The 24,986-nt window shown below is 72.4% G+C and carries 21 protein-coding genes; 8 read left to right on the top strand and 13 right to left on the bottom strand.

The window, feature by feature from the left end:
- Nucleotides 1–85 precede the first annotated feature (85 nt).
- Nucleotides 86–982, top strand: a complete 897-nt coding sequence (locus OG294_RS18200) for an A/G-specific adenine glycosylase (protein ID WP_327067553.1) — start codon at nt 86–88, stop codon at nt 980–982.
- A gap of 96 nt (nt 983–1,078) precedes the next feature.
- Here OG294_RS18200 and OG294_RS18195 read toward each other — a convergent pair whose 3' ends face one another.
- Nucleotides 1,079–2,683, bottom strand: a complete 1,605-nt coding sequence (locus OG294_RS18195; protein ID WP_327067552.1) for an MDR family MFS transporter — start codon at nt 2,681–2,683, stop codon at nt 1,079–1,081.
- 267 nt (nt 2,684–2,950) lie between these two features.
- Here OG294_RS18195 and OG294_RS18190 point away from each other — a divergent pair, with 267 nt between their 5' ends.
- Nucleotides 2,951–3,580 carry a TetR/AcrR family transcriptional regulator gene (locus OG294_RS18190; RefSeq protein ID WP_327067551.1) on the top strand — a complete coding sequence of 210 codons (630 nt, stop codon included), beginning with the start codon at nt 2,951–2,953 and terminating at the stop codon, nt 3,578–3,580.
- A 57-nt stretch (nt 3,581–3,637) separates the two neighbouring features.
- On the opposite strand, the gene OG294_RS18185 is transcribed toward OG294_RS18190, so the two are convergent.
- A complete protein-coding gene (locus OG294_RS18185; protein ID WP_327067550.1) occupies nt 3,638–4,522 on the bottom strand; it encodes a M23 family metallopeptidase in 885 nt (294 codons plus the stop codon).
- Nucleotides 4,523–4,841: 319 nt separating this feature from the next.
- Here OG294_RS18185 and OG294_RS18180 point away from each other — a divergent pair, with 319 nt between their 5' ends.
- From OG294_RS18180 to OG294_RS18155, 6 genes are all read left to right on the top strand, one after another.
- Nucleotides 4,842–5,999, top strand: coding sequence for a threonine aldolase family protein (locus OG294_RS18180; RefSeq protein WP_327067549.1), 1,158 nt, complete (start codon nt 4,842–4,844; stop codon nt 5,997–5,999).
- A gap of 76 nt (nt 6,000–6,075) precedes the next feature.
- Entirely contained in the window at nt 6,076–6,405 is a 330-nt protein-coding gene (locus OG294_RS18175; protein ID WP_327067548.1) for a trypco2 family protein, read from the top strand.
- Nucleotides 6,402–10,118 carry a tetratricopeptide repeat protein gene (locus OG294_RS18170; protein WP_327067547.1) on the top strand — a complete coding sequence of 1,239 codons (3,717 nt, stop codon included), beginning with the start codon at nt 6,402–6,404 and terminating at the stop codon, nt 10,116–10,118. Before OG294_RS18175 ends, OG294_RS18170 begins: the two co-directional genes overlap by 4 nt.
- Before the next feature lie 39 nt (nt 10,119–10,157).
- On the top strand, nt 10,158–10,376 hold the full coding sequence (locus OG294_RS18165) for a hypothetical protein (RefSeq protein WP_327067546.1): 219 nt from the start codon (nt 10,158–10,160) through the stop codon (nt 10,374–10,376).
- Nucleotides 10,377–10,444: 68 nt separating this feature from the next.
- Nucleotides 10,445–11,170: a Clp protease N-terminal domain-containing protein gene (locus OG294_RS18160; RefSeq protein ID WP_327067545.1), complete on the top strand. Its 726-nt coding sequence runs from the start codon at nt 10,445–10,447 to the stop codon at nt 11,168–11,170.
- Between the two features lie 89 nt (nt 11,171–11,259).
- Nucleotides 11,260–12,024: a MerR family transcriptional regulator gene (locus OG294_RS18155; RefSeq protein WP_327067544.1), complete on the top strand. Its 765-nt coding sequence runs from the start codon at nt 11,260–11,262 to the stop codon at nt 12,022–12,024.
- A 92-nt stretch (nt 12,025–12,116) separates the two neighbouring features.
- Here OG294_RS18155 and OG294_RS18150 read toward each other — a convergent pair whose 3' ends face one another.
- The 11 genes from OG294_RS18150 to OG294_RS18100 form a co-directional block, all read right to left on the bottom strand.
- A complete protein-coding gene (locus OG294_RS18150) occupies nt 12,117–14,633 on the bottom strand; it encodes an ATP-dependent Clp protease ATP-binding subunit (protein WP_327067543.1) in 2,517 nt (838 codons plus the stop codon).
- 764 nt (nt 14,634–15,397) lie between these two features.
- The gene (locus OG294_RS18145) at nt 15,398–15,748 is read right to left on the bottom strand and encodes a histone-like nucleoid-structuring protein Lsr2 (protein ID WP_327067542.1); all 351 of its coding nucleotides are present in this window, start codon (nt 15,746–15,748) and stop codon (nt 15,398–15,400) included.
- A 162-nt stretch (nt 15,749–15,910) separates the two neighbouring features.
- Complete coding sequence (locus tag OG294_RS18140; RefSeq protein WP_327067541.1) at nt 15,911–16,438, bottom strand: amino-acid N-acetyltransferase; 528 nt, start codon at nt 16,436–16,438, stop codon at nt 15,911–15,913.
- Between the two features lie 10 nt (nt 16,439–16,448).
- A complete protein-coding gene (locus tag OG294_RS18135; protein WP_327067540.1) occupies nt 16,449–16,871 on the bottom strand; it encodes a BlaI/MecI/CopY family transcriptional regulator in 423 nt (140 codons plus the stop codon).
- Nucleotides 16,872–16,971: 100 nt separating this feature from the next.
- On the bottom strand, nt 16,972–17,139 hold the full coding sequence (locus OG294_RS18130; protein ID WP_327067539.1) for a hypothetical protein: 168 nt from the start codon (nt 17,137–17,139) through the stop codon (nt 16,972–16,974).
- A gap of 4 nt (nt 17,140–17,143) precedes the next feature.
- Nucleotides 17,144–18,706: a bifunctional lysylphosphatidylglycerol synthetase/lysine--tRNA ligase LysX gene (gene lysX / locus OG294_RS18125; protein ID WP_327067538.1), complete on the bottom strand. Its 1,563-nt coding sequence runs from the start codon at nt 18,704–18,706 to the stop codon at nt 17,144–17,146.
- Nucleotides 18,707–18,786: 80 nt separating this feature from the next.
- Entirely contained in the window at nt 18,787–20,427 is a 1,641-nt protein-coding gene (locus OG294_RS18120; RefSeq protein ID WP_327067537.1) for a hypothetical protein, read from the bottom strand.
- Between the two features lie 223 nt (nt 20,428–20,650).
- Entirely contained in the window at nt 20,651–21,367 is a 717-nt protein-coding gene (locus OG294_RS18115) for a hypothetical protein (protein WP_327067536.1), read from the bottom strand.
- 117 nt (nt 21,368–21,484) lie between these two features.
- Complete coding sequence (locus OG294_RS18110) at nt 21,485–22,276, bottom strand: type III pantothenate kinase (protein WP_327067535.1); 792 nt, start codon at nt 22,274–22,276, stop codon at nt 21,485–21,487.
- A gap of 58 nt (nt 22,277–22,334) precedes the next feature.
- A complete protein-coding gene (gene nadC / locus OG294_RS18105; RefSeq protein WP_327067534.1) occupies nt 22,335–23,303 on the bottom strand; it encodes a carboxylating nicotinate-nucleotide diphosphorylase in 969 nt (322 codons plus the stop codon).
- Nucleotides 23,300–24,976 carry an L-aspartate oxidase gene (locus OG294_RS18100; protein ID WP_327067533.1) on the bottom strand — a complete coding sequence of 559 codons (1,677 nt, stop codon included), beginning with the start codon at nt 24,974–24,976 and terminating at the stop codon, nt 23,300–23,302. The genes nadC and OG294_RS18100 overlap by 4 nt, the downstream gene beginning before the upstream one ends.
- Nucleotides 24,977–24,986 lie beyond the last annotated feature (10 nt).

Raw genomic sequence — 24,986 nt, 5'->3', positions numbered from 1 at the left:
CCCGATCTTTCAGATCATCCGGTATTTCCTCCCTTTGAGGGAGGGAAACGGGGCCGTCCGGGCGTGTGCGAGGATCGGTAGCGCTATGGCGACCACCACCACTCACGCTCCCGCCCCGCTGCTGCACACGATCGTGCTGGACTGGTACCGGGAGTACGCCCGCGACCTGCCCTGGCGGGCACCCGACGCCTCGCCCTGGGCGGTCATGGTGAGCGAGTTCATGCTCCAGCAGACCCCGGTCAAGCGGGTGCTGCCCGCCTACCAGGCCTGGCTGGAGCGCTGGCCCACCCCGGCCGCGCTCGCCCAGGACGCGCCGGGCGAGGCGGTGCGGATGTGGGGCCGGCTGGGCTACCCGCGACGGGCGCTGCGGCTGCACGCGGCCGCGAGCGCGATCGTCGAGCGGCACGGCGGCGAGGTGCCGAGCGACCACACCGAGCTGCTCGCGCTGCCGGGCGTCGGTGAGTACACCGCCGCGGCCGTGGCCTCCTTCGCCTTCCGGCAGCGCCACGCGGTGCTGGACACCAACGTCCGCCGGGTCTTCGCCCGGGCGGTGACCGGCGAGGAGTACCCGGCCCAGGCCACCACCGCCGCCGAGCGCCGCACGGCCGTCGAGCTGCTGCCCGACCACCCCGAGGTGGCCGCCCAGTGGGCGGTGGGCGTGATGGAGCTGGGCGCGCTGGTCTGCACCGCCCGCAGCCCCGAGTGCGGTGGCTGCCCGCTGCGCGTGCACTGCGCCTGGGACCGGGCCGGACGCCCGCCGTACCAGGGTCCGGCCCGCCGGGGCCAGAGCTACGAGGGCACCGACCGCCAGGTCCGCGGCAAGCTGCTGGCGGTGCTGCGCGAGGCGCACGGCGAGGTCCCGCAGCACCGGCTGGACGCCGTGTGGCCCGAGCCCGTGCAGCGCTCGCGGGCGTTGCACGGCCTGATCGTCGACGGCCTGGTGGAGCCGGTGGCCCCGGGCGTCTACCGGTTGCCGCAGTAGCTGCGGCGGAGAACGCGGAGCGGGTGGGCCCGGGAGTGATCCCGGGCCCACCCGCTCCGCTCTTCAGGCAGGTGCGCCGTCAGACGGCCGCGCCGGTCAGTGCGCCATCGCCGCCATGTCGCTGCCCTCGGCCTGCTCGCCGGCGGCCTTGCCGGCGCCGCGCAGCGGGGTGCCCTTGAGGAAGAGCGCGGCGATGATCGAGACCACGCTGATTCCCGCGGCCCAGAGGAAGACCGCGTGGTTGCCGTTGCTGTAGGCGTGGTGGAACGCGCTCTGCACCGGCTCGGGCAGGGTGCGCAGCTTGGCCGGCGTCATCTGGCCGGTCCCGTCCGAACCGGAGCCGCTGGCGCCCGGCAGGCTCTTCAGGCCGTCGGTGACGTGGTTGGTGAAGATCGAGCCGAACAGCGCCACACCGAAGGAGCCGCCGATGGTGCGGAACAGGGTGGCGGTGGAGCTGGCCACGCCCATGTCCTTGAGCTGCACGCTGTTCTGGGCGACCAGCATGGTGATCTGCATCAGGAAGCCCATGCCGGCGCCGAGCACCGCCATGAAGATGCTGGAGGTCAGGCGGGTGGTGCCGACGCCCATGGTGGAGAGCAGCAGCGAGCCGGCGCCCATCACCACGGTGCCGATGATGGGGAAGACCCGGTACTTGCCGGTCTTGGTGACCACCTGGCCGACCGCCAGCGAGACGACGAGCATGCCGAACATCATCGGCATCAGCAGCAGGCCGGAGTTGGTGGCCGAGGCGTTCTGCACGATCTGCTGGTACTGCGGCAGGAAGGTGACGCCACCGAACATCTGGAAGCCGACGATGAAGCCGATGATCGAGACGACGGTGAAGTCGCGGTTGCGGAACATGCTCAGCGGCAGCATCGGCTCCTGGACCCGCGCCTCCACGTAGCAGAAGCCGATCAGCGAGGCGGCGGCCAGCACGATCAGGCCGATGATGTGCTTGGAGCCCCAGGCGTACTGGGTGCCGCCCCAGGTGGTGATCAGGACCAGCGAGGTGATGCCGACGGTCAGCAGCAGCGCGCCGAGGTAGTCCACCTTGGCGTCGGAGCGGACCTTGGGCAGGTGCAGCGTGACCCACACCACGGCAAGTGCGACCGCGCCCAGCGGCAGGTTGATGTAGAAGATCCAGTGCCAGCTGAAGTGGTCGGTGATGAAGCCGCCGAGCAGCGGCCCGCCGACGGTGGCGATCGCCATGACGGCGGCGAACATGCCCTGGTACTTGCCGCGCTCGCGCGGGCTGACCAGCGCGCCCATGATCGACATCACGCCGACCATCAGGCCGCCGGCGCCCAGGCCCTGCAGGGCGCGGAAGCCGATCATCTCGTTCATGTTCTGCGACAGACCGGCCAGTGCCGAGCCGACCAGGAAGATCACGATCGAGGTGAGGAAGGTGCCCTTGCGGCCGTAGAGGTCGCCGAGCTTGCCCCAGATCGGGGTGGCGGCGGCGGTGGCCAGGGTGTACGAGGTGACCACCCAGGACAGGTGGTTGGCCCCGTGCAGGTCGCCGACGATGGTGGGCATCGCGGTGCCGACGATCAGGTTGTCGAGCATCGCGAGCATCATGGTGATGACCAGACCGATCATCACCAACCGGATCTCACGCGGTGAACGGGCCGGGCGCTCGCCCTCCCCCGCGACGCCTCCCGGCGGTGTGTCCGCCTTGGCGTCGACCTGCTGCTGTGCCATGGTGCATCTCCCGGAAGCGCGTCTGGTCCGCGACTCGCGGCCCTCTTGGTGTCGGCTGCTGACTGCGGTGACTGATGTGGTGGAGCGGAAAGCTTACTTGCCGACCGGCTAGTTGTTTGTCAGCTGGCACGGTAAGGTCTGGGTAAGCCGGGCGTCAAGCCGAATTCGGCCCCGTCGGTGCGTACCGGTGAGAATGTCCGTACGGGAGGCTGGGCACGGCCCGGCCTCCGGGTCCCCTCAGCAGCTAACTAGGCAGGCCAGGAAGCCATGAGTACGTCGCAGAGCCCCCGCAGTGGCACCCGCGCGCGCATCATCTCGGTCGCGCTGGAGCTGTTCGCCGAGCAGGGCTACGAGAAGACCTCGCTGCGCGAGATCGCCGACCGGCTCGGGGTGACCAAGGCCGCGTTGTACTACCACTTCAAGACCAAGGACGACATCGTCCACGGCATCGTGCAGAGCATGGCCGCCCCGATCGACGAGGCGATCAGCTGGGGCGAGCAGCAGTCCTGGACGCCCGAGGTGCGCGACGAGCTGGTGCGGCGGTTCGCGGCGGGCATGGCCGAGCGGGCGCCGCTGCTGCGCTTCTTCCACGACAACCAGCCTGCGCTGCGCGACCTGCCGGCCGGGCTGGAGTTCAAGATCCGGATGCTGCGGATGGTCCGCATGGTGCACGGTCCGGGCGCCTCGTTCGAGGACCGGCTGCGCGCCACCATGGCGCTCTTCTCGGTCAACTCGGCGTTCTTCCTGCTCAAGCACGACCCGGACGAGGGGAGCGGCCTGCCGCCGCTGGACTCCGCGCGGGCCACCAGCGAGGAGGAGGCGATGGCGGCCGCGCTCACGGTGGCGCTGGAGATCGCCGGCCGGATCGGGCCGCGCGAGGACTGCGCGGTGGGCTGACCGCGCACGGCGAGCCCCGCGGGCGCCGTGTCCCCGCACGGCGCCGTCCGCGGCCGCTCAGAGGTCGTCCACCCCGTGCGCCGTCAGGTACCTGACCGGGTCCACCACCGCGCCGTAGGTGTCGACGGTGCGGATCTCGAAGTGCAGGTGCGGCCCGGTGGAGTTGCCCGTGCTGCCGGAGGCCCCGACCAACTGCCCGGCGCCCACCCGCTGCCCCGGGGCGACGTCCAGCCGCGACAGGTGCGCGTACTGCGCGAACCGGCCGTCCGCCAGCCGCAGCACCACCTCCTTCCCGTAGGCCCCGTCCCAGGCGGCCGAGACCACGGTGGCCGCGCCGACCGCGTGCACGGGCGTGCCCGCGTCGACGGCGAAGTCCACCCCGGTGTGGTAGCCGGCCGCGTAGCCGGTGTCGGGGGTGCCGAAGAGGTAGCTGATCCGCGCCCCGGGCACCGGTGCCGACCAGTCCGGCGGCGTGGCCGCGGCCGGCTGGGCCGGCGGTGCCGGGCGCGGTGCGGCGGGGGTGGCCGGGGCCAGGTTCCCCGCGACCGTGACGGCCAGCTGCAGGTCCTTCCAGCCGGCCGCCGGCCGGTACGGACGCGCGGCGGTCACCTGCACCGAGTTGTCGAAGGGCGCCGCCTCGTGGGCGGTGCTGAACGCGGAGCTGCCGGGCGTGGTCGGGCGCACGGTCTGCGCCACCGCGCTGCCCGGCACCGCCGCCACCGCCACCCCGAGCAGCGCCGCGCCCGCCACGGTGGCGGAGACCGCCTTGCGCCGGTGCGGGCCGCGGAAGACGGCGTACGGATCCGGCCAGGGCAGGGCCGGGCGCCGCACCAGCCGCGGGCGCGCGTGGCGGCCGTGGCCCAGCCGGGTGCGCAGGACGGTCAGGCGCAGGACGGCGGAACGGGCGGCTGAGCGGGCGGCGGAACGGGGCTGGAAGGACATCGTGTGCTCGACCTCGCAGTGGTTCGGGGCAGCGCGGAGCCGGCCTTGGGGGCGCACGCGGCGGGGGGCCCTACAGCTTTACCGTCGGTGAGGTGGTAGCGAAATCCGATCAGCTACGACGGTGTGTAGTGCGAGGCGTCTGAAATTTTCAGGCGATCGGCGGATTGGTCCATTGATCAGATCGGCGACCGATCGCTCACGACCTACTACGCCGGTTCGTATCAGGCTTCCGGGCTGTGACAAGGCCCACCCCGGCCCGCCATCGAGCAGTCCCGGCACGGGCATTCCCCGCACCGCGCGGCTGATGGACCATCGAGGGATGACGGACGAGTCGAACGGCCCATCGGATCCGGTGCTCGACCCGCAGGACCAGCGTTTCGCCCGGTGGCGCTCCAGTCGCCGGATCCTCTCCGGGCCGCGCCCGGTCACCCTGCACGAGCGCCTCGCCGAACTGGGCGCCGACGCCCGTGCCGTGGTCGGCCCGCAGGAGCGTCCCGACACCTACGGCGACGGCGTGGTCGCCGAACTGGAGTGCCGGGTGGCCGACCTGCTCGGCAAGCCCGCCGCCGTGTTCTTCCCCACCGGCACCATGGCCCAGCAGGTCGCGCTGCGCTGCTGGGCCCGCCGGCGCGGCAGCCAGGTGGTCGCCGCCCACCCGCAGTTCCACCTGGAGACCCGCGAGCGCCACGCCTACCGCCGCCTCACCGGCCTGGAGACGGTCTGGCCCACCGCCGCCGGCCGGCTGCCCACCGCCGCCGAACTGACCGCGTTCGACGAACCCTTCGGCGTGCTGATGATCGAACTGCCGCTGCGCGAGGCCGGCTTCGTGCTGCCCGAGTGGTCCGAGCTGACCGGGCTGGTGGCCGCCGCCCGCCGCCGCGGCGCGGCGGTGCACCTGGACGGCGCCCGGCTCTGGGAGTCCGCCGCCCACTACAACCGACCGCTGGCCCGGCTCGCCGCGCTCGGCGACTCGGTCTACGTCTCGCTCTACAAGGCGCTGGGCGGCATCAGCGGGGCGGTGCTGGCCGGTGACCCCGAGCTGGTGCGCGAGGCCGTCGCCTGGCGCCACCGCTACGGCGGCCTGCTCTACCAGCAGTGGCCCGCCGCGCTCTCCGGGCTCGCCGCGCTCAATCGCGAACTGCCGCGCCTGCCCGGCTACCTGGCCCAGGCCCGGATCCTGGCGGACGGGCTGCGCGAGGTGCTGTCCGAGGTGCCGGGCGGGCGGCTGCACCCCGATCCGCCGCACACCCACCAGTTCCAGCTCTGGCTGCCGCACCCGCCACAGCTCCTCGCCGAGGCGACCCTGCGGCACGCCGAGACCAGCGGCGACGCGCTCTTCGGCAGCTGGTGGGAGACCCGGCTGCCGGGTCTGTCGATGACCGAGGTGACCGCGCTGACGCCTTCGCTGGCCTGGTCGGCCGGGCAGGTCGCCGACTCCTTCCGAGGCTTTCTCCAGCTTCTGGAGAAAGGGGGTTGACGGTCCGTCGGGCATCGTCAACGCTGATGGGTGATCAGTTGACGAAGCGTCGAACGGCGGCCCCCGAGGAGTGCCAGTGAGCGACGACCGGTTCGCGGACATCGAACTCGCGGAGGCGGTCGAGGCCGTCCGCCGGCAGCTGGTGTCGGCCGCCGAGCGCGCCGAGGGGGAGCGCTTCCAGTTCGAGGTCGGCACGGTCGAGCTGGAGTTCGACGTCGAGCTGCGCCGTGAGGTGAAGGCCGCCGGGCGGGTGCGGGCCTGGGTGCTCTCCGGCCAGGCCGAGGCGGCAGCCGGGCGCACCCGTACCCACCGGGTCACCGTCAGCCTCACCCCCAAGGACGTCGTCAGCAACGGCAGCGTGCGGGTGGGCAACCCGGACCTGGGCAGCCGTGAGGGCTTCAATTGAGCCTGACGGCCCAGCGGGTCGCGGCGATCCGCGCGGCGGGCCAGGGCAGCGGCGTGCTGCTCACCGGCCGCCTGGTGCTGACCGTCGCGCATCTGCTGCCCCCCGAAGGGGCGGCACCCGTGCGGATCGAGGCCGCCGTCCCCGGGGGCCGGGGCTGGGTGCGCTGCACCCCGCTGTGGCGCGCCCCGCTGGACGGCGCGGACGTCACGCTGCTGCTGGCCGCCGGCGACCTGGTCCGCCGGGAGGTGGCGGCCGGCTTCAGCCCGCTGCACTGGGGACGGATCGAGGGACTGGACCCGGTCCCGCTCTGCCACGCGATCGGCTACCCGGCCGCGGGCCGCGAGGACGGCGGGGTGCTGCGCAGCCACCAGCTGGTCGGCACGCTGGCTCCCGGCACCGGCCTGGGCACCGGCCGGCACACCCTGACCACCCAGCACCAGCCGCCGGGCCCGGTGGGCGGCGCCGACTCCCCGTGGTCGGGCATGTCGGGCGCCCCGGTGATCTTCAACGGCCTGCTGCTGGGCCTGGCCACCGCCGATCTCGCGCCCGAGGTCTGGAGCCACTCCCAGCTGGGCCTGGTCCCGGTCGTCCCGCTGCTCGACACCCCGGAGTTCACCCGGCAGCTGGCCCGGCGGCTGCCCGCTCCGGTCCGGATCCAGGGCATCTCGGCCCAGGAGCGCCAGGACGCCGCCTTCGAGGAGCGGTACGCCCGCAGCATCGGCAAGGAGCACGGCCGGCTGAAGATCTTCGGCCTGCCCCAGTCGCTGCCCTGGGACCTGGGCACCGCCTACCTGAGCCTGCAGGCCGTCCAGCTCTCCGACACCCAGCGCAGCGCCGACTCCCCGGCGCCCCGGCGCGGCTACGGCAACACGGCCGTGCCCTCCGGGGACACCCTGCTCGGCCCGCCCGAGCGGCGCGGACGGGTGGAGGGCATGCTCAAGAGCCGCCGCCGGGTCCTGCTGCGCGGCCAGGCGGGCTCCGGCAAGACCACCCTGCTGCAGTGGCTCGCGGTCAACGCGGTGGCCGGCACCCTGGTCGGCGAGCTGGCCGAACTCAACTACCGGGTTCCGTTCGTGCTGCGGCTGCGCACGATGTTCCAGCTGCGCAACCTGCAGCCGGTGCCCGCCGAGTTCCTGGCGATGGACCGCAGCCCGGTCGCCGACAGCCAGCCGCCCGGCTGGGCGGACCGGCTCTTCGCCGCCGGACGGGCGGTGCTGCTGGTCGACGGCCTGGACGAGATCCCGCAGGGCGAGCGCGACGAGGCCGGCGAGTGGCTGGCCGAGCTGCTCGCCTCCTACCCGAACTGCTTCACCCTGGTCACCGTGCGCCCCTCCGGGGTGCCCGCGCAGTGGCTCAGCCACCTGCGCTTCGAAGAACTGCTGCTCTGCCCGATGGACGAGTGGGACCGCAACCGCTTCGTCGAACGCTGGCACCAGGCGGCGCTGGCCGCCGAGCGCGCCGCCGCCGAGGCGACCGCGCCCGAGCAGCTGACCGAGGACGAACTCGCCGCGCTGGAGGAGCAGTTCCGTGGGATGAAGAACATCCTGCGGCGCACCCTGCGGCAGTCGCCGGAGCTGGAGCTGCTCACCGACAGCCCGCTGCTGTGCGCGATGATCTGCGCGCTGCACCGCGACTGGGAGGGCGCGCTGCCGCGCCGCAAGATGGAGCTCTACGAACTGGCCCTGGACATGCTGCTGCTGCGCCGCGACAAGCAGCGCCGGGTGGCCGTCGAACCGGCCGGCTACCAGTACGGGCGCGAGGAGCAGCTGGCGCCGTTGCAGCGGATGGCCCGCTGGCTGGTGCTCAACGGCCAGCACGAGGGCGACCGCAGCGACGCGCTGCGCCAGATCGCCCAGGTGCTGCCCAGCCTGCCCGCCGCCCGGGCCGGGCTGGACGCCGAGCAGATGCTGCGGCACCTGGTGGAACGCACCGGCCTGCTCACCGAGACCAGCGTGGACACCTTCGAATTCGTCCACCGCACCTTCCAGGACTACCTGGCCGGCCTGGAGTTCGCCCAGGACCGGGACTTCGGCCTGCTGGCCGGGCGGGCCGCCGACGAGCACTGGGCGGACGTGGTGCGGATGGCGGTGGGCCACTGCTCGCACGGCGACCGGGGCCGCCTGCTGCACCGCCTGCTGGTCGCCGCCGACGAGTGCCCCGACCCGCGCGAGGCCCGCTGGATGCGGCTGGTCACCGCCAGCTGCCTGCCGTACGCCTCGGTGCTGGCCGAGAACGTGCGCGCCGAGGTGCTGGCCGGGGTGGAGCCGCTGCTGCGGCTCTACCCGGTGGAGGCCGAGGCCGCCTACGAACAGCGCGAGTGGCAGGGGCTGTTCGCGATCGGCGAGGACCTGCTGCCGCTGCTCACCCCCGACACCGACCTGCCGCTCTGGCTGGTCTGCCGGCTGCTGGAACGGATGGGCGGCGAGGAGGCGCTCAGCCGGCTGGCCGCGATCAACAGCCGGATCGCGGCCGAACAGGGCTCGCCCGACTCCTCGCGCGACGCGCTCGCCTCCCGCGAGGTGCTGGCCCGCGCCTACCAGGAGGCCGGCGACCTGGCCCGGGCGATCCCGGTGCTGGAGCAACTGGTCACCCTTGCCGAGGCGGTGAAGGGCCCCGGCCACCCCGACACCTTCGGTCCGCGGCTGCGGCTGGCCGACGCCTACCTCGACTCCGGCCAGCTCAGTGGCGCGCTGCCGCGCTACCAGCAGCTGCTCGCCGACGCCGAGGCCGCCACCGGTGCGGGGCAGGGCGGCGCGGGCGACGGCACCACGGCCGCCGGCACGCCCGCCGCCGCCGACCTGCTGCACATCCGCGGCCGGCTCGGCGCCGCCTATCTGCAGGCCGGCGCGATCGGCCAGGCGATCCCGCTGCTGGAGGACCTCACCGCGCAGACCGAGGACCTGCACGGCCCGGAGAGCGGCGAGGCGCTGGCCGCCCGCGGCAGCCACGCCGCCGCGCTGCGCGACGCGGGCGTGCTCGCCAAGGCGATCACCACCTTCGAGTGGCTGCTGATGGACGCCGAGCACGCGCTCGGCGAGGACCACCCGATCACCCTGGTGATCCGCACCGACGCCGCCGCCGCGCTGGCCGAGGCCGGCGACCTGTCCCGGGCGATCGCCGCCCTCGAACAGGTCCAGGCGGATGCGGTGCGCGCGCTCGGTGAGGACTACCCCGCCACTCTGACCGCGAGCCTGCGGCTGGCCGCCGCCTACGCGGACGCGGGCGACCTGTTCCGGGCCGTCCCGCTGCTGGAGGCCGTCGACCTGGCCCGCACCCGGGTGCTCGGCGAGCGGCACCCCGCCACCTTCAGCGCCCGCCGTCATCTCGCGGTTGCCTATCTCGACCAGGGCGAGGCGGCGCTCGCCTTCGACCTGCTGCACAGCACGCTGGAGCGGGCCCGGCGCTCGGTGGGCGACCAGCACCCCGAGTCGCTCGCGCTGCGCCACGAACTGGGGGTCGCCACCCGGCGGGTGGGCGACGCGAGGCAGGCGCTGGGGCTGCTGCGCGAGGTGCTCAACGACCGCTGGGCGCTGCTGGGCGAGCGCCACCCGGACACCCTGCGCACCCGTCATCAGCTGGCGAAGGCCTACTGGGCGGCCGGGGACTCGGTGGAGGCGGCCCAACTGGCCGGGCGCACCCTGGCGTTGTGCCTGACCTACCTGAGCGCCGGGCATCCGCTGACGGTGGCGGTCCGGGAGAGCCTGCGCGGCTGAGGGCCGTGACCCCGTCGGTCGCGGCTCGTTGTGCCGGGTATGAAGAAGCGCAGCATGCTCGCCGTCGCCTCCCTCGCCGTCGGTTTCGCGGCCTCCCTCGCGGCGCCCTCCGCCCACGCGGCCACCTCGCTCGGGGACGGCAGGACGCCGAATCTGCTCGGCAACAGCACGGTGCTCGACCCCCTGCTCGGCGGCCACCACAGTGCGCCCGAGGCCGGCGCGACCACCAGCACGACCGGGGGCCTGCTCGGCGGCTAGGCTCCGTCCGATCGAAAGATGTCAACCGGCGGTTGACGTCGCGCCATGTGTCAACCTACGGTTGACACATGGCGAACTCCACGCGCAAGACGTACTCCGTGCGCCTCGACGACCTGATCGAGGCCATCAAGCAGGGCCAGGGCGATGCGCTGACCCAGCTCTCCAACGCGGTCGTCGCGGCGGACCACCTCGGCGAGGTGGCCGACCACCTGATCGGCCACTTCGTCGACCAGGCCCGACGCTCGGGCGCCTCCTGGACCGACATCGGCCGCAGCATGGGCGTCACCCGGCAGGCCGCCCAGAAGCGGTTCGTGCCCAAGGACCCGGGCGAGCCCACCGACCTCGACCCCAGCCAGGGCTTCGGCCGCTTCACCCCGCGGGCGCGCAAGGTGGTGGTGGCCTCCCAGGAGGAGGCCCGCGACGCCCGGAACGAGGAGATCAACGCCGACCACCTGCTGCTCGGCCTGCTGCACGAGCCGGACGGCCTGGCCGTCAAGGCCCTGCTGGCTCAGGACATCACGGTGGCCCAGCTGCGGGAGGCCGCGACCGCGGTGCTGCCGGCGGCCTCGGACGAGGCGATCCCCGCGCTCATCCCGTTCGACGCGGGCGCGCGCAAGGCGATCGAGCTGAGCTTCCGCGAGGCGATCCGGCTGGGCCACAACTACGTCGGCACCGAGCACATCCTGCTCGCCCTGCTGGAGTTCGAGGACGGCTCCGGCGTGCTGGGCGGGCTCGGCCTGGACAAGGCGGGGGTGGAGGCCGCCATCGCGGCGGAACTGGCCGCGTTCAGCTGACCGGCCCGGGGGCCGCCACCCGATGGTCGGCGGCCCCGGGAGTGTCCGCCCCTTGCTCCTCACGCGACGTGAGGAGCGATCGTGGACGCATGGACACCGAACAGACCTGGAAGGTCGGGGCCTTGGCCCAGGCGAGCGGCCTGACCGTACGCACCCTGCACCACTGGGACGAGATCGCCCTGCTCAGCCCCTCCCGCCGCACCCGCGCCGGGCACCGTGAATACGGCGAAGGGGACGTCATCCGCCTCTACCAGGTGCTGGCATTGCGCCGGCTGGGCCTCGGGCTGGAGAGCATCGCCGTCTGCCTGGACGCCGGGGTGGACCCGGTCCGGCTGGTGGGGGAGCACCTGGCCGGCGTCGAGGCCTCGATCGCGGCCCTGACGACCCTGCGGCAGCGCCTCGCCCAGGTCCGCGACCAACTGGCCGACGAGCAGGAGCCGGACAGCGCCACCCTGATCGGCCTGCTGCAGGCGATGGGCAGCGCGGGCCCGGCGGGTGAGCAGGCACTGCGGCGCCACCTGGACCAGGACCAGCTCGACGCGCTGCGCGACCGCGCCGCCGCGATCGGGCCCACCGCCCACTACCTGCTCGAGGTGGAGTGGCCGGAGCTCTACCGCAGGGCGGAGGCGCTGCGGCTGGCGCAGGCCGACCCGGCCTCGGCGCCGGTGCAGAAGCTGGTGCGGCGGATGGACGAACTCGGCGCGCTCTTCGCCGGCGGCGACCCGTCCCTCTCCGCCGGCGTCCGGACAGCCTGGCACGAGGACCCGGCCGCGATGGCGGGCGACCCCGCGCTCGCCCCCGACGCCTGGCACGACCTCACCGCCTTCCTGGACCGCGCCCGGTCCGCGAGCTGACACTCCCCCTGGGACGGCCCGGGACGACCAACGGCCGCGGCCCCCTCGCATTCCTTCGAGGGGGCCGCGGCCGTTGAGGCACCTGGCAGGTGTTACTTCGTCAGGTCGGGACCCGTCGCCGCCACCGCGGCCGGAGTGTCGGCAACCGCCGACTTCTCCTCGCCACGGAAGGTGAACTTGGCGTCCTTGCCGTCGCCCTCCACGCCGACGACCACGATGTGGCCGGCGCGCAGCTCGCCGAAGAGGATCTTCTCGGAGAGGTGGTCCTCGATCTCGCGCTGAATCGTGCGACGCAGCGGGCGGGCGCCGAGCAGCGGGTCGTAACCGCGCTTGGCCAGCAGCTTCTTGGCCTCGATGCTGAGCTCCAGGCCCATGTCGCGGTCCTTGAGGCGGCCGTCCACCTTCTCGATCATCAGGTCGACGATCTGGATGATGTCTTCCTCGGTCAGCTGGTGGAAGACCACGATGTCGTCGACACGGTTGAGGAACTCGGGGCGGAAGTGCTGCTTGAGCTCCTCGCCGACCTTGGCCTTCATCCGCTCGTACCCGGTCTGGGTGTCACCGCTGGCGGCGAAGCCCAGGCCGAAGCCCTTGGAGATGTCCCGGGTGCCGAGGTTGGTGGTCATGATGATGACCGTGTTCTTGAAGTCCACGACCCGGCCCTGGGAGTCGGTCAGGCGACCGTCCTCCAGGATCTGCAGCAGCGAGTTGAAGATGTCCGGGTGGGCCTTCTCGACCTCGTCGAAGAGGACGACCGAGAACGGCTTGCGGCGCACCTTCTCGGTGAGCTGGCCACCCTCCTCGTACCCGACGTAGCCGGGGGGCGAGCCGAAGAGCCGCGAGACGGTGTGCTTCTCGCTGAACTCCGACATGTCGAGGGAGATCAGGGCGTCCTCGTCGCCGAAGAGGAACTCGGCGAGCGTCTTGGAGAGTTCGGTCTTACCGACGCCGGAGGGGCCGGCGAAGATGAACGAACCACCGGGACGCTTCGGGTCCTTGAGGCCTGCCCGGGTGCGCCGGATGGCCTGGGAGAGCGCCTTGATGGCGTCCTTCTGGCCGATGACGCGCTTGTGCAGCTCGTCCTCCATACGCAGCAGGCGGGAGGACTCCTCCTCGGTGAGCTTGAAGACCGGGATGCCGGTGGCGGTGGCCAGGACCTCCGCGATCAGCTCCTCGTCCACCTCGGCGACGACGTCCATGTCGCCGGCCTTCCACTCCTTCTCGCGCTTGGACTTCGCGTTCAGGAGCTGCTTCTCGTCGTCACGCAGCGAGGCGGCCTTCTCGAAGTCCTGCGCGTCGATCGCGCTCTCCTTCTCGCGGCGGACCTCGGCGATCTTCTCGTCGAACTCGCGCAGGTCCGGCGGCGCGGTCATCCGGCGGATGCGCATCCGGGAGCCGGCCTCGTCGATCAGGTCGATCGCCTTGTCCGGCAGGAAGCGGTCCGAGATGTACCGGTCGGCCAGGGTGGCGGCGGCGACCAGGGCGGCGTCCGTGATCGAGACCCGGTGGTGGGCCTCGTACCGGTCGCGCAGACCCTTGAGGATCTCGATGGTGTGCGGGAGCGAGGGCTCGGCGACCTGGATCGGCTGGAAGCGGCGCTCCAGCGCGGCGTCCTTCTCCAGGTGCTTGCGGTACTCGTCCAGCGTGGTGGCGCCGATCGTCTGCAGCTCACCACGGGCCAGCATCGGCTTGAGGATGGAGGCCGCGTCGATCGCACCCTCGGCGGCGCCCGCGCCGACCAGGGTGTGCAGCTCGTCGATGAACAGGATGATGTCGCCGCGGGTGCGGATCTCCTTGAGCACCTTCTTCAGGCGCTCCTCGAAGTCACCGCGGTAGCGGGAACCGGCCACCAGAGCGCCGAGGTCGAGCGTGTAGAGCTGCTTGTCCTTCAGCGTCTCCGGCACCTCGCCCTTGACGATCGCCTGGGCCAGGCCCTCGACGACCGCCGTCTTGCCGACGCCGGGCTCGCCGATCAGCACCGGGTTGTTCTTGGTGCGGCGGGACAGCACCTGCATGACCCGCTCGATCTCCTTCTCGCGCCCGATCACCGGGTCGAGCTTGGCCTCGCGGGCGGCCTGGGTGAGGTTGCGGCCGAACTGGTCCAGGACCAGCGAGGTCGACGGGGTGCCCTCGGCGGGCCCGCCGGCCGTGGCCGACTCCTTGCCGCCGCCCTGGTACCCGGAGAGCAGCTGGATGACCTGCTGGCGGACCCGGTTGAGGTCCGCACCCAGCTTCACGAGGACCTGGGCGGCGACGCCCTCGCCCTCGCGGATCAGGCCGAGCAGGATGTGCTCGGTGCCGATGTAGTTGTGGCCGAGCTGAAGGGCCTCGCGGAGCGAGAGCTCCAGCACCTTCTTGGCCCGGGGGGTGAACGGGATGTGGCCGGACGGAGCCTGCTGGCCCTGCCCGATGATCTCCTCGACCTGCTGGCGGACCGCCTCAAGAGAGATCCCGAGGCTCTCCAGGGCCTTAGCGGCGACACCCTCACCCTCGTGGATCAGGCCCAGGAGGATGTGCTCGGTGCCGATGTAGTTGTGGTTGAGCATCCGGGCTTCTTCCTGAGCCAGGACGACAACCCGCCGCGCGCGGTCGGTGAACCTCTCGAACATCGTTAATCGCTCCTCAGAGCGGTCGGGCAGTTCGGGGACTGTCCCCGCCCTGTCCTTCCGCATGCTAGTCCCGCTCAGCGGCGCGGCCTACGGTGTTCCTCGCGACTGCGAGGAAATCGTGCTGCGCGACCAGCCGACACCCTTCCCAACCTGATGCTGGGGAACGGTGTTCCCGCCAGTACGCGCGATGCACGTCTTGCCGCTACGCCAATGGCGAACACGCATCGGACCCCGATGGGGAACAGTGCGCACCCGCCTCGATTCCCGGCTTCGCGGCCTGCCTCCGGGGTGGGCCACGGAAGCCACTCACGCCCCAGTCGCCCGCCCCACCTGCATTCATACCGGAAATTCCGGCCGTTCTCGTGCAGTTTCCCCGGTAGTGTTGTTCGCCCGGCGAGAAGTTGCCCGCCCGGCGAGAACTCGCCGCCGCATCGGCCGCCGGCCCTCCGCTGGGGCCGAACGGGGCCGATGCCGTGACCGGCCCGCCGTTCCAGCGTTGCACAGTGCGTGAGCCTTCTGCTGCCGGTGCCCCAACCCGCCGGTGCCCCGCGCCCATCGGGCGCCGGCGGCCGCGGGACGGGGCGCGCCTGCGGCGGCCGGGCGGGGTGTGCCCGCGCCGGCCGGATCGGTCGCGCCGCTGATGCGGCCACGGCGCGCGGAGGGGGATCCTCCGCGCGCCGTCGTGGGTGGCGCGGTCCGCTCGCGTCCGTCCGTCGGCCCGGCGTGCACTCCCGGCTCGCCGCGCAGTGCCGCCCTGGGGCGGGTCAGGAGACGTTGGCCGCCTCGTAGGCCTCGCGGACGTTGCTCGGAACCCGGCCGCGGTCGTTCACGTTGTAGCCGTTGTCCTTCGCCCACGTGCGGATCTTGGCCGTGTCCGCACTACCGGCCGCCGGGCGGGCGGCGGCGCGGCCACCGGAGCGGCGCGCGCTGGTGAGGCGACCGCTCTGCTTGCGGCCCTTTTCGACGTACGGAGCGAGCAGACCGCGCAGCTTCTCCGCGTTGCCGGACTTCAGGTCGATCTCGTAGGCAACGCCGTCGAGCGCGAACGTCACCGTCTCGTCCGCCGAACCGCCGTCGAGATCGTCTTCAAGAATGACCTGCACCCTCTGTGCCACGGGACTCCCTTTCCGCTTAACGACCCAATGCCTTAGGGAAAGGAAACCGCCTTTTCTCGGAAAACACAAACCCCGGTCTCTTCGGCCGGGCGTGCCAAGCGGCATGGGCAAGTCGCCGTCAGTTGCTCCGGCGAGTGCGCCGCGAGTAGTGCACGGCCCGGTTCAGAGGTGCAGCAGCATGCGCGAGTTGCCCAGGGTGTTGGGCTTCACCCGCTCCAGGTCGAGGAACTCCGCCACTCCTTCGTCGTAGGAGCGAAGGAGTTCTTCATACACTTCCGTAGCGATGACGGCCGGGTCTGTCGTACCATCATCGGTTTCGCCGATCTCGATGAAGCCGTGTTTCGCGAAGAACGCGACCTCGAACGTCAAGCAGAAAATCCGACGGACGCCGAGCCACCGCGCGGTCTGCAGCAGCTTCTCCAGCAGCACGTGTCCGATGCCGTGACCTCGGCAGATCGGATCGACGGCCAGGGTGCGCACCTCCGCCAGGTCTTCCCACATCACGTGCAGCGCGCCGCAGGCGACCACGCTCCCGTCGTCATCGCGTTCGGCGACCCAGAACTCCTGAACGGATTCGAACAGTGTGACCGTGGGCTTGTCGAGCAGAATGCCGCCCCGCGCGTAGCCGTCGATCAGCCGGCGGACGGCCCGCACATCAGTGGTCCGCGCCCGGCGGATGGTGACCTCCATGGGCGCGACGTTATCGTGTCGGCCCCGGCTCGGTCCCATCGGTGCCAAGGGGCGGATTGCCGTCGTCCGAAGGGTCGGGGCCGGTGACACGAAGCGCGTCGCGCAGTGCCGCGCGCTGGTCGGCCGACATCATGCCGAAGAAGTGCACCAGGGCCGCCGCGGGATTGTCGCTGGTGGCCCACGCATCGTTCATCAGAGATGCCGTGTACGCCTCACGGGAGGAGACCGGCGCATATCGATAGGCCCGCCCCTCGCGCTCGCGGCGCAGCCAGCCCTTTCGGTAGAGCTTGTCCAGCACCGTCATCACCGTGGTGTACGCGATATCGCGTTCCGCGCGCAGATCGAGCAGAACCTCGCGAACCGTCACCGGACGGTTCCACCGCCACACCCGGGTCATGACGGCGTTCTCGAGTTCGCCGAGCGAGCGCACCATACGACCACTTTAGAGACTTTTGTCTGTTTAATGGCGCAGGCCGCCACCCGAATCGGGAGGCGGCCTGCGGCCGAGCGATCGGCCCTGCGCTACGACGGTGCTACTCGGCCGCCGAACCGCGCGCGGCACTGGCCTTGACCAGCACGTCGGCGGCGGCGTCCTCCTTGCTCTTCTGGGCGCCGCCCTGGTTGCGGATGATGGCCCGCACCAGGAACCCGAACCCGATCGCCATCACCAGCGGCGGCACGATCGCACTGATGTACTCCATCAGGTCACTCTCCCTCGGACTCTTCGGTCTTTTCGGCGGTCCCCGTGGTCTTTGCGGCCGGCTTCACCAGCGGGAAGAGCACCGTCTCGCGGATGTTCTTGCCGGTGAGCAGCATGATCAGGCGGTCGACGCCCAGGCCCAGGCCGCCGGTGGGCGGCATCGCGTACTCCAGCGCCCGCAGGAAGTCCTCGTCGATCTGCATCGCCTCGACGTCGCCGCCGGCCGCCAGCAGCGACTGGGCGGTGAGGCGGGCGCGCTGCTCGACCGGGTCGATCAGCTCGGAGTAGGCGGTGCCCAGCTCGGTCCCGAAGATCACCAGGTCCCACTTCTCCGCCACGCCCGGGATCGAGCGGTGCTGGCGGGTGAGCGGGGAGACCTCGGTCGGGTAGTCCTTGATGAAGGTCGGCCGGATCGCGTTCTCCTCCAGCAGGCGCTCGACCATCTCCAGGACGATCTGCCCGTGGCCCCACTCCTTCTCGTAGGGCACGCCGGCCGCGTCGGCGAGCTTGCGCAGCTCCTCGACGGTGGTCTGCGGGGTCACCTCGCTGCCCAGGCGGGCGGAGATGCCCGGGTAGACGCCGACCTCCTCCCACGGCTCGGCCAGGTCGATCTCGTGCTCCACGCCGTGCGCGTCGACGCCCTTGATCACCGTGGTGCCCAGCGCGTCGCGGGCCGCGTTGACGATCGTCGCGCGGATCAGCTCGGCCTGGGTGTCGTAGTCGCCGTACGCCTCGTACGACTCCAGCGAGGTGAACTCCGGGTTGTGGGTGGAGTCCGCGCCCTCGTTGCGGAAGTTGCGGTTGATCTCGAAGACCTTCTCGGCGCCGCCGACCACCAGCCGCTTGAGGTACAGCTCGGGGGCGATGCGCATGTAGAGGTCGATGTCGTACGCGTTGATGTGCGTCTTGAACGGACGCGCGTTGGCGCCGCCGTGCACCGGCTGCAGCATCGGCGTCTCGACCTCGATGTAGCCGCGCTCCTCGTAGGTGCGGCGGATCGAGCGGACCACCTTGCTGCGCAGGTGCAGGATCTCGCGGGCCTCGGGGTTGACGATCAGGTCCACGTACCGCTGGCGGACCCGGGCCTCCGGGTCGGTCAGGCCCTTGTGCTTGTCCGGCAGCGGGCGCAGGCACTTGGCGGTGAGCTCCCAGCGGTCCACCATGACGCTCAGCTCGCCGCGCTTGGAGGTGATCACCTCGCCCTCGACGCCCACCTGGTCGCCCAGGTCGATGTCGCTCTTCCAGGCCGCCAGCCGCTCCTCGCCGAGCTTGTCCAGCGAGAGCATCACCTGCAGGTCGCCCGAGCCGTCGCGCAGGGTGGCGAAGCAGAGCTTGCCGCCGGTGCGGGCCAGGATCACGCGCCCGGTGATGCCGGCGCGCTCGCCGGTGGCGGTGTCGGCGGGCAGGTCCGGGTGCTTGGCGCGGAGGTCCGCGATGGTGGTGGTCCGCGGGAACCCGACCGGGTACGGGTCGATCCCGGCGGCGCGGAGCCGGTCGAGCTTCTCGCGCCTCACGCGCATCTGCTCGGGAAGGTCGTCGGTCGCGGGAAGGCTGCTCTGATCGCTCACCTCACCAGGGTAGCGAGCCAAACACCCCGCTCCGCCACCGGATATCTCCGGACGGCGGGGCGGGGTGTCCGGCCTGGCCGTCAGTGCTGCGCGCCGGCCTTGCGGCGACGGGCGGCGTACACCAGGGCGCCGGCGCCGAGCAGCACCGCGGCGCCACCGGCGGCGGCGATCGCACCGGCGTCGGAGCCACCGCCGGTGAAGGCGAGCTCCTGGCCGGCCGGCTTCGCGGCGGCCTCGGTGGCCCGGGCAGCCGGGGTGGCCGGGGCCACGGGGGCGGCGGTGGTCGGCGCGGCGCTGGTGGCGGCGACGGGGGCGGCGCCGGTCGGGGCGGCGCTCGGGGTGGCGGCGGCCTGGGTGCCGAAGGCCAGCTGGACGCTGTTGTTGGCCGGGTTCGGGTCGAAGTCCAGCTTGTCGGTGGCGTCGAAGTCGGACGGCGCCTCACCGTTCACGAAGTCGACCAGCCCGTTGCGCACGGCGCTCGGGTCGTCCACCTGGATGCCGAAGTTGAAGGTGATCTTGAAGCCGGCCGGCTGGGTGTCCTTGGTGTCGCAGCGGTACATCGTGCGGTTCGCCGCGTCGGTCAGGTGCGTCTGCAGCAGGCAGCCGCTCGGCACCGTGGTGGCCTTGACCCCGGCGGGCAGGATCACCTGCAGGTCGGCGATCGAGGAGCCGGCCCGGTCGCTGTACAGCGCGGGGCCGTCGTTGCGCAGGCCGACCTGCAGGGTGCCCTGCTTGCCGCCGGCCTGGGGCTGCCAGCTGCCGAGCGCGACGTAGTCCGCGTGGTTGACGGCGGTGACGTCGAGTTCCGCCCCGCTGTTGGTGCCGAGGTCGGCGACGGTCGAGGGGCCCTGGCCGGGCGTCTCGGGCTTGCCGAGGGTCAGGTGGGGGCCGCTGCCCTGGGTGAACGTCTCGGTGCTGAAGCGGGTGAGGTCGTACGGCTGCGGGCTCACCGCGAATTCGACGAAGTCCTCCAGCGCCTGGCTGCTCACGTCGAACTGCATCGGGTCCAGATGGACCGTCTCGCCCGGCGCGATGCCGGTGTCTATGGTGCAGACGGCGGTCGAGGCGATGCCGTTGGCGTCCTTGCCGTACTTGCAGTTGCCGTACTGCTGGTGGAACGGCAGGGCGACGGACGAGAAGATCTCGATGTTCGTCTGGGTCGAGGCCAGCGTGCCGTTGTTGGTGATCTCGAGCCCGGTGCCCACGGTGGAGCCGATCTTCACACCGTTCTGCGCCGGGATCTGCTGGACCGACAGCTTGGTGCCGCCGACGGTGAGCGCGGTGTCGAAGGTGGTGGTGGCCCCGTCGTCCGTGGTGGCCGTGAGGTGGAGCTTCGCGGAGGCGCCGGGCTTGGCGCCGGCGACCGCCGCGAAGTTCAGCTGGGGCTGGGCCTCGGCGTACGGCCCCATGGAGTCCGTGCAGCTGACGACGGTGCCCTTGACGTTGCAGCTGGCGCTCGGCCGGAACGTGGCGATGCCGGTCAGCGCGCTGGTGTCGAAGGTGTAGGTGAGGCCCTCGTTCGAGGCCGCGCCGGGCTCGTCGATCCGGAGCTGGACCTGCTTCGGGGTGCCGTCTGCGGCCAGTGCGTTGGCGGCATCGCCGCTGATGGTCAGCTTGCCGGCCGCCGCGTGGGCCGGCAGCGCCGTCAGGCCGGCGGTGAGGAGCGCGGTGAGCGCGGTGGCGCCGGCGGCGGTGGCGCGGCGGGTGCGGACTGAGAGCACGGGGGTCCCCCTGGTTGCTGAATATTCCCAGCGGACCATAGGGGCGGACGTGACGGCGCGAATCGGACAGTTTCGGGCAGTGGTGGCTTAAATGCACTCAAGTTTTAGTGAAGCTTGACCATGAATCAGGAACGCAGCCATCACATTATCGACAAAGCGCTGCACGCCACCGCCTGCGGAAGGCGATGGCGTGCAGTTCGGACCAGGGCGTCAGCGCTGCGCGTCAGCCGGTGCCGGTCGCCAGCTCCTCGTCCTCCTCGGCCTGCGCGACCACCACCGGTGCCGGGCGGCGGGCGAAGAGCTCGGCGGGGGTGGGGATGCGGCCGGTGCCGGGGGCACCGGCGGTGCCGGCCGGGGCGGTGGCCTTCGGGCGGGGGGCGGGGGTACCAGCGGGGGTGCTCATCGGGATCGGTCCTCCGGCGCGGTCGGCTCGGTCGTTGAGGGGGCTGGGTACGGCCGCCAGGTGCCGCGTGGTGGCGGGACCCGGGACGGTGGGGCGGGGCAGGCCGGTGGTGCGGGCCAGGCGCTCGCGGATGGCGGTCTCGGCGAGGGCGTGGCAGCGGCCGGCCAGGCGGGAGCGGCGGGTGCGTTCACCGGGGCCGCAGGGCAGCTTGGCCAGGGCGCGCAGGGCGGCGAGGTCGTCCGGTTCGGGGAGGTAGCCGTCGGTGACGGCCTCCTCCAGCCGTTCCAGGTAGCCGCGGGCGCTGCCGGGCAGGGCGCGCCGGTAGCGGACCAGCTCGGCGAGGAGGAAGCCACGCAACCGGCCGCCCTCGCTGACGGCCTCGTCGATGGCCTCGGCCAGTCGGAGCGCCTCCTGGACGTCCTCGACCCAGAGGTCGGCCGGCAGAGGGCCGGCCGGGCTCTGGGCGGGGACGGCGGGGTGGAGGGCTTGGGCGAGGGCACGGCGCAGCACGCGCACTTCGTCGCTGCTGAAGGCCATGCCACCGCGGGATCCGTGAGGCGTGGGCATAAGTTGACACTACGTGAGGAATATCCGATTTGTGGGATGCCTCGCATGGCGCCGCCCGGATGGCCCAGCCTTATATCTGATGGTCCGTCAACTCGCGGTGTTCCGCTCGTAGACCAGTCGCAGTCCGATCAGCGTCAGCCAGGGCTCGTGCACGTCGATGGTGCTCGCCTCGTCCAGCACCAGCGGGGCCAGGCCGCCGGTGGCGATCACCTGGACGTCCTCGGGGTCGGTGGGCGAGAGCTCCTTGGCCATTCTGCTGACCAGCCCGTCCACCTGGCCGGCGAAGCCGTAGAGCACGCCGGACTGCATGCCCTCCACGGTGTTCTTGCCGATCACATTGCGGGGCTTGGCCAGCTCGATCTTGCGCAGCTGGGCGCCGCGCACCCCCAGCGCCTCGACCGAGATCTCGATGCCGGGGGCGATCGCGCCGCCCACGTAGTCGCCGCGCTCGTTGATCGCGTCGAAGGTGGTGGCGGTGCCGAAGTCGACCACGATGCACGGCCCGCCGTACAGGTGGTTGGCGGCCAGTGCGTTGACGATCCGGTCGGCGCCGACCTCCTTGGGGTTGTCCATCAGGACGTGCACCCCGGTCTTGACGCCGGGGGCCACCAGCACCGCGGGCAGGTCGCCGTAGTAGCGGCGGGTCACCTCGCGCAGCTCGTGCAGCACGGCGGGCACCGACGAGCAGATCGCCAGCCCGTCCACCCGCTCGCGGCCCGCGCCACCGGGCTGGCGGCCCATCAACCCCTGCATCAGGACCGCCAGTTCATCGGCGGTGCGGCGCGGGTCGGTGGAGATCCGCCAGTGGTCGACGACCTCCTCACCGTCGAACAGGCCGAGCGTGGTCTGGGTGTTGCCGACGTCGATGGTGAGGAGCATGGGCCCCGCTTTCCGGATCGGAGGGGTCGTCAAGGGTCGTCAGGGGTCGGCCGCCGGATCAGGCCCTCAGGTCCAGGCCGATGTCCAGGACCGGCACCGAGTGGGTGATCGCGCCGACCGCCAGGTAGTCGACACCAGTCTCGGCGACCTCGCGCGCGGTGGCCAGGGTCAGACCGCCGGAGGCCTCCAGCTTGGCCCGGCCCGCCACCAGCTCCACCGCCTCGCGCATCTTCGGCACGGTGAAGTTGTCCAGCAGGATCAGCTCGGCACCGAGCTCCAGCACCGGCGGGATCTGCTCCAGGGTGTCCACCTCGACCTCCACCGGCAGCTCGGGGTAGGCGGCCTTGACGGCCGCGAAGGCCTCGGCCACGCCGCCCGCGGCGACCACGTGGTTGTCCTTGATCAGCGCGGCGTCGGAGAGCGCCATCCGGTGGTTGACGCCGCCGCCGCAGCGCACCGCGTACTTCTGCAGCGCCCGCAGGCCCGGGTGGGTCTTGCGGGTGTCGCGCACCGCGGCGCCGGTGCCCTCCAGGGCGTCGGCCCAGGCGCGGGTGGCGGTGGCGATGCCGGACAGGTGGCAGAGCAGGTTGAGCGCGCTGCGCTCGGCGGTGAGCAGGTCGCGGGTGCGGCTGCGCACCGAGAGCAGCACCTGGCCGGCCTCGACCCGGTCGCCGTCCTCGACGTGCCGCTCGACCTCGAACTCCTCCTCGCAGATCAGCGAGACCACGGCCTCGGCGATCCGCAGACCGGCCACCACGCCCGCCTCGCGGGCGGTGAAGTCGGCGGTGGCCACCGCGTCCTCGGGGACGGTGGCCACCGAGGTGACGTCCTCGCCGCCGGCCAGGTCCTCGGCCAGCGCCAGGGTGGCGATGTCCTCGACCTCGACCGGGTCCAGGCCCGCCTGCTCCAGCAGCTCGGCCAGCGCCGGGTCCAGGCCCGTCTCGTAGCCCTCGCCGTCGGCGCAGCCGCAGCCGGCGCCGCAGCCGTCCTGGTCGGCCAGCGGAAGTTCCTCGTGGCTGTGGGTCATTGGTTCTGGTGCTCCTCACGGACGCGGACACCGGCGGCGTCCAGGACGGTGGTCAGATGACGCTGCCAGTTGGCGTCGTCGCGGTCGGGGAAGTCCTCGCGCCAGTGGCAGCCGCGGGTCTCGGTGCGGCGGGCGGCCGCGGCCACCAGGGCGGTGCCGACCAGCAGCAGGTTGGCCGCCTCCCAGGTCTCCACCCGCGGGTCGGCCGGCTTCTGCTCGGCGGCCCGCTCGGCGGCGCCGGCGGCGAGCGCGGCCAGCCCCTCGGCGGCTTCGGCCATGCTCCCGGCCGAGCGCAGCACGCCCGCGCCACGCGACATCAGGTGCTGGATCCGGGCCCGCGCCTCGGGGGCGGGCAGCGGGACGGGGGTGGCGGCCCGGGCGGCCGCCACGTCGACCTCGCGCAGCGGCAGTTCGCCGGCCGCGCTGCGCTCGGCCAGGTCGTGGGCGATCCGCTCGGCGAAGACCAGGCCTTCGAGCAGCGAGTTGGACGCCAGCCGGTTGGCGCCGTGCACCCCGGTGCAGGCCACCTCGCCGCAGGCGTAGAGGCCGGGCACCGAGGTGCGGCCGTGCAGGTCGGTGCGCACCCCGCCGGAGGCGTGGTGCGCGGCCGGGGCCACCGGGATCGGCTCGGTGACCGGGTCGATGCCGTGGGCCCGGCAGGAGGCCAGGATGGTGGGGAACCGCTCGGCCCACATCCGCGCGCCGAAGTGCCGACCGTCCAGGTACATGTGCTCGGCGCCCTGGGCCGCCATCTGCCGGGTGATCGCCTTGGCCACGATGTCACGCGGGGCCAGCTCGTTGAGTTCGTGCTGGCCGACCATGAAACGGGTGCCGGCGGCGTCCACCAGGTGGGCGCCCTCGCCGCGGACGGCCTCGGAGACCAGCGGCAGCTGGCCCTCGGCCCCCGGGCCGACCCAGAAGACGGTGGGGTGGAACTGGACGAACTCCAGGTCGGCCACCTCGGCGCCGGCCCGCAGCGCGAGCGCCACCCCGTCGCCGGTGGAGACCGCCGGGTTGGTGGTGGCGGAGAAGACCTGGCCCATGCCGCCGGTGGCCAGCACCACGGCCCGGGCCCGGATCGCGCCCACCCCGTCGCGCTGGCCCTCGCCCATCACGTGCAGGGTCAGCCCGGCCGTGCGGCCCGCGGCGTCGGTGAGCAGGTCGAGCACCAGCGCGTGCTCGATCAGCTCGATCTCGGGGTCGGCGTGGACGGCGGCGACCAAGGCGCGCGATATCTCCGCGCCGGTGGCGTCGCCGCCCGCGTGGACGATCCGGTTGCGGTGGTGGCCGCCCTCGCGGGTGAGCAGGATCTCGCCCTCGGCGTCGGTGTCGAAGGCCGCACCGAGGGCGATCAGGCGGCGCACCGCCTCGGGGCCCTCGGTGACCAGCACCCGCACGGCCTGCTCGTCGCAGACCCCGGCGCCGGCCACCAGGGTGTCGGCCAGGTGCTGTTCGGGGGTGTCGCCCTCGCCCAGGGCGGCGGCGACACCGCCCTGGGCCCAGCGGGTCGAGCCCTCGTCGAGCACTGCCTTGGTGACCACCGTCACCCGCAGGCCCGCTGCGCGGATGTTCAGGGCGGCCGTCAGGCCGGCGACACCCGAGCCGACCACCACGACGTCGGTCGTGGCGGTCCAGCCGGGCGCGGGTGCGGTGAGGCGGTGGGTCGCAGGCATCTCAGGCTCC

Origin of the sequence: Kitasatospora sp. NBC_01302 (assembly GCF_035976515.1) — a bacterium.
Taxonomy (GTDB): Bacteria; Actinomycetota; Actinomycetes; order Streptomycetales; family Streptomycetaceae; genus Kitasatospora.
Note: the sequence above shows the minus strand (reverse complement) of the source record. Positions and strands in the feature narration are given on the sequence as shown.

Coding starts and splice junctions, on each gene's coding strand:
- OG294_RS18160 (WP_327067545.1), top strand. CDS start 10,445: ATGGCGAACTCCACGCGCAAGACGTACTCCGTGCGCCTCGACGACCTG.
- OG294_RS18135 (WP_327067540.1), bottom strand. CDS start 16,871: ATGGTGCGCTCGCTCGGCGAACTCGAGAACGCCGTCATGACCCGGGTG.
- OG294_RS18155 (WP_327067544.1), top strand. CDS start 11,260: ATGGACACCGAACAGACCTGGAAGGTCGGGGCCTTGGCCCAGGCGAGC.
- OG294_RS18185 (WP_327067550.1), bottom strand. CDS start 4,522: ATGTCCTTCCAGCCCCGTTCCGCCGCCCGCTCAGCCGCCCGTTCCGCC.
- OG294_RS18100 (WP_327067533.1), bottom strand. CDS start 24,976: ATGCCTGCGACCCACCGCCTCACCGCACCCGCGCCCGGCTGGACCGCC.
- nadC (WP_327067534.1), bottom strand. CDS start 23,303: ATGACCCACAGCCACGAGGAACTTCCGCTGGCCGACCAGGACGGCTGC.
- OG294_RS18195 (WP_327067552.1), bottom strand. CDS start 2,683: ATGGCACAGCAGCAGGTCGACGCCAAGGCGGACACACCGCCGGGAGGC.
- OG294_RS18140 (WP_327067541.1), bottom strand. CDS start 16,438: ATGGAGGTCACCATCCGCCGGGCGCGGACCACTGATGTGCGGGCCGTC.
- OG294_RS18180 (WP_327067549.1), top strand. CDS start 4,842: ATGACGGACGAGTCGAACGGCCCATCGGATCCGGTGCTCGACCCGCAG.
- OG294_RS18115 (WP_327067536.1), bottom strand. CDS start 21,367: ATGGCCTTCAGCAGCGACGAAGTGCGCGTGCTGCGCCGTGCCCTCGCC.
- OG294_RS18150 (WP_327067543.1), bottom strand. CDS start 14,633: ATGTTCGAGAGGTTCACCGACCGCGCGCGGCGGGTTGTCGTCCTGGCT.
- OG294_RS18110 (WP_327067535.1), bottom strand. CDS start 22,276: ATGCTCCTCACCATCGACGTCGGCAACACCCAGACCACGCTCGGCCTG.
- OG294_RS18190 (WP_327067551.1), top strand. CDS start 2,951: ATGAGTACGTCGCAGAGCCCCCGCAGTGGCACCCGCGCGCGCATCATC.
- OG294_RS18165 (WP_327067546.1), top strand. CDS start 10,158: ATGAAGAAGCGCAGCATGCTCGCCGTCGCCTCCCTCGCCGTCGGTTTC.
- OG294_RS18200 (WP_327067553.1), top strand. CDS start 86: ATGGCGACCACCACCACTCACGCTCCCGCCCCGCTGCTGCACACGATC.
- OG294_RS18130 (WP_327067539.1), bottom strand. CDS start 17,139: ATGGAGTACATCAGTGCGATCGTGCCGCCGCTGGTGATGGCGATCGGG.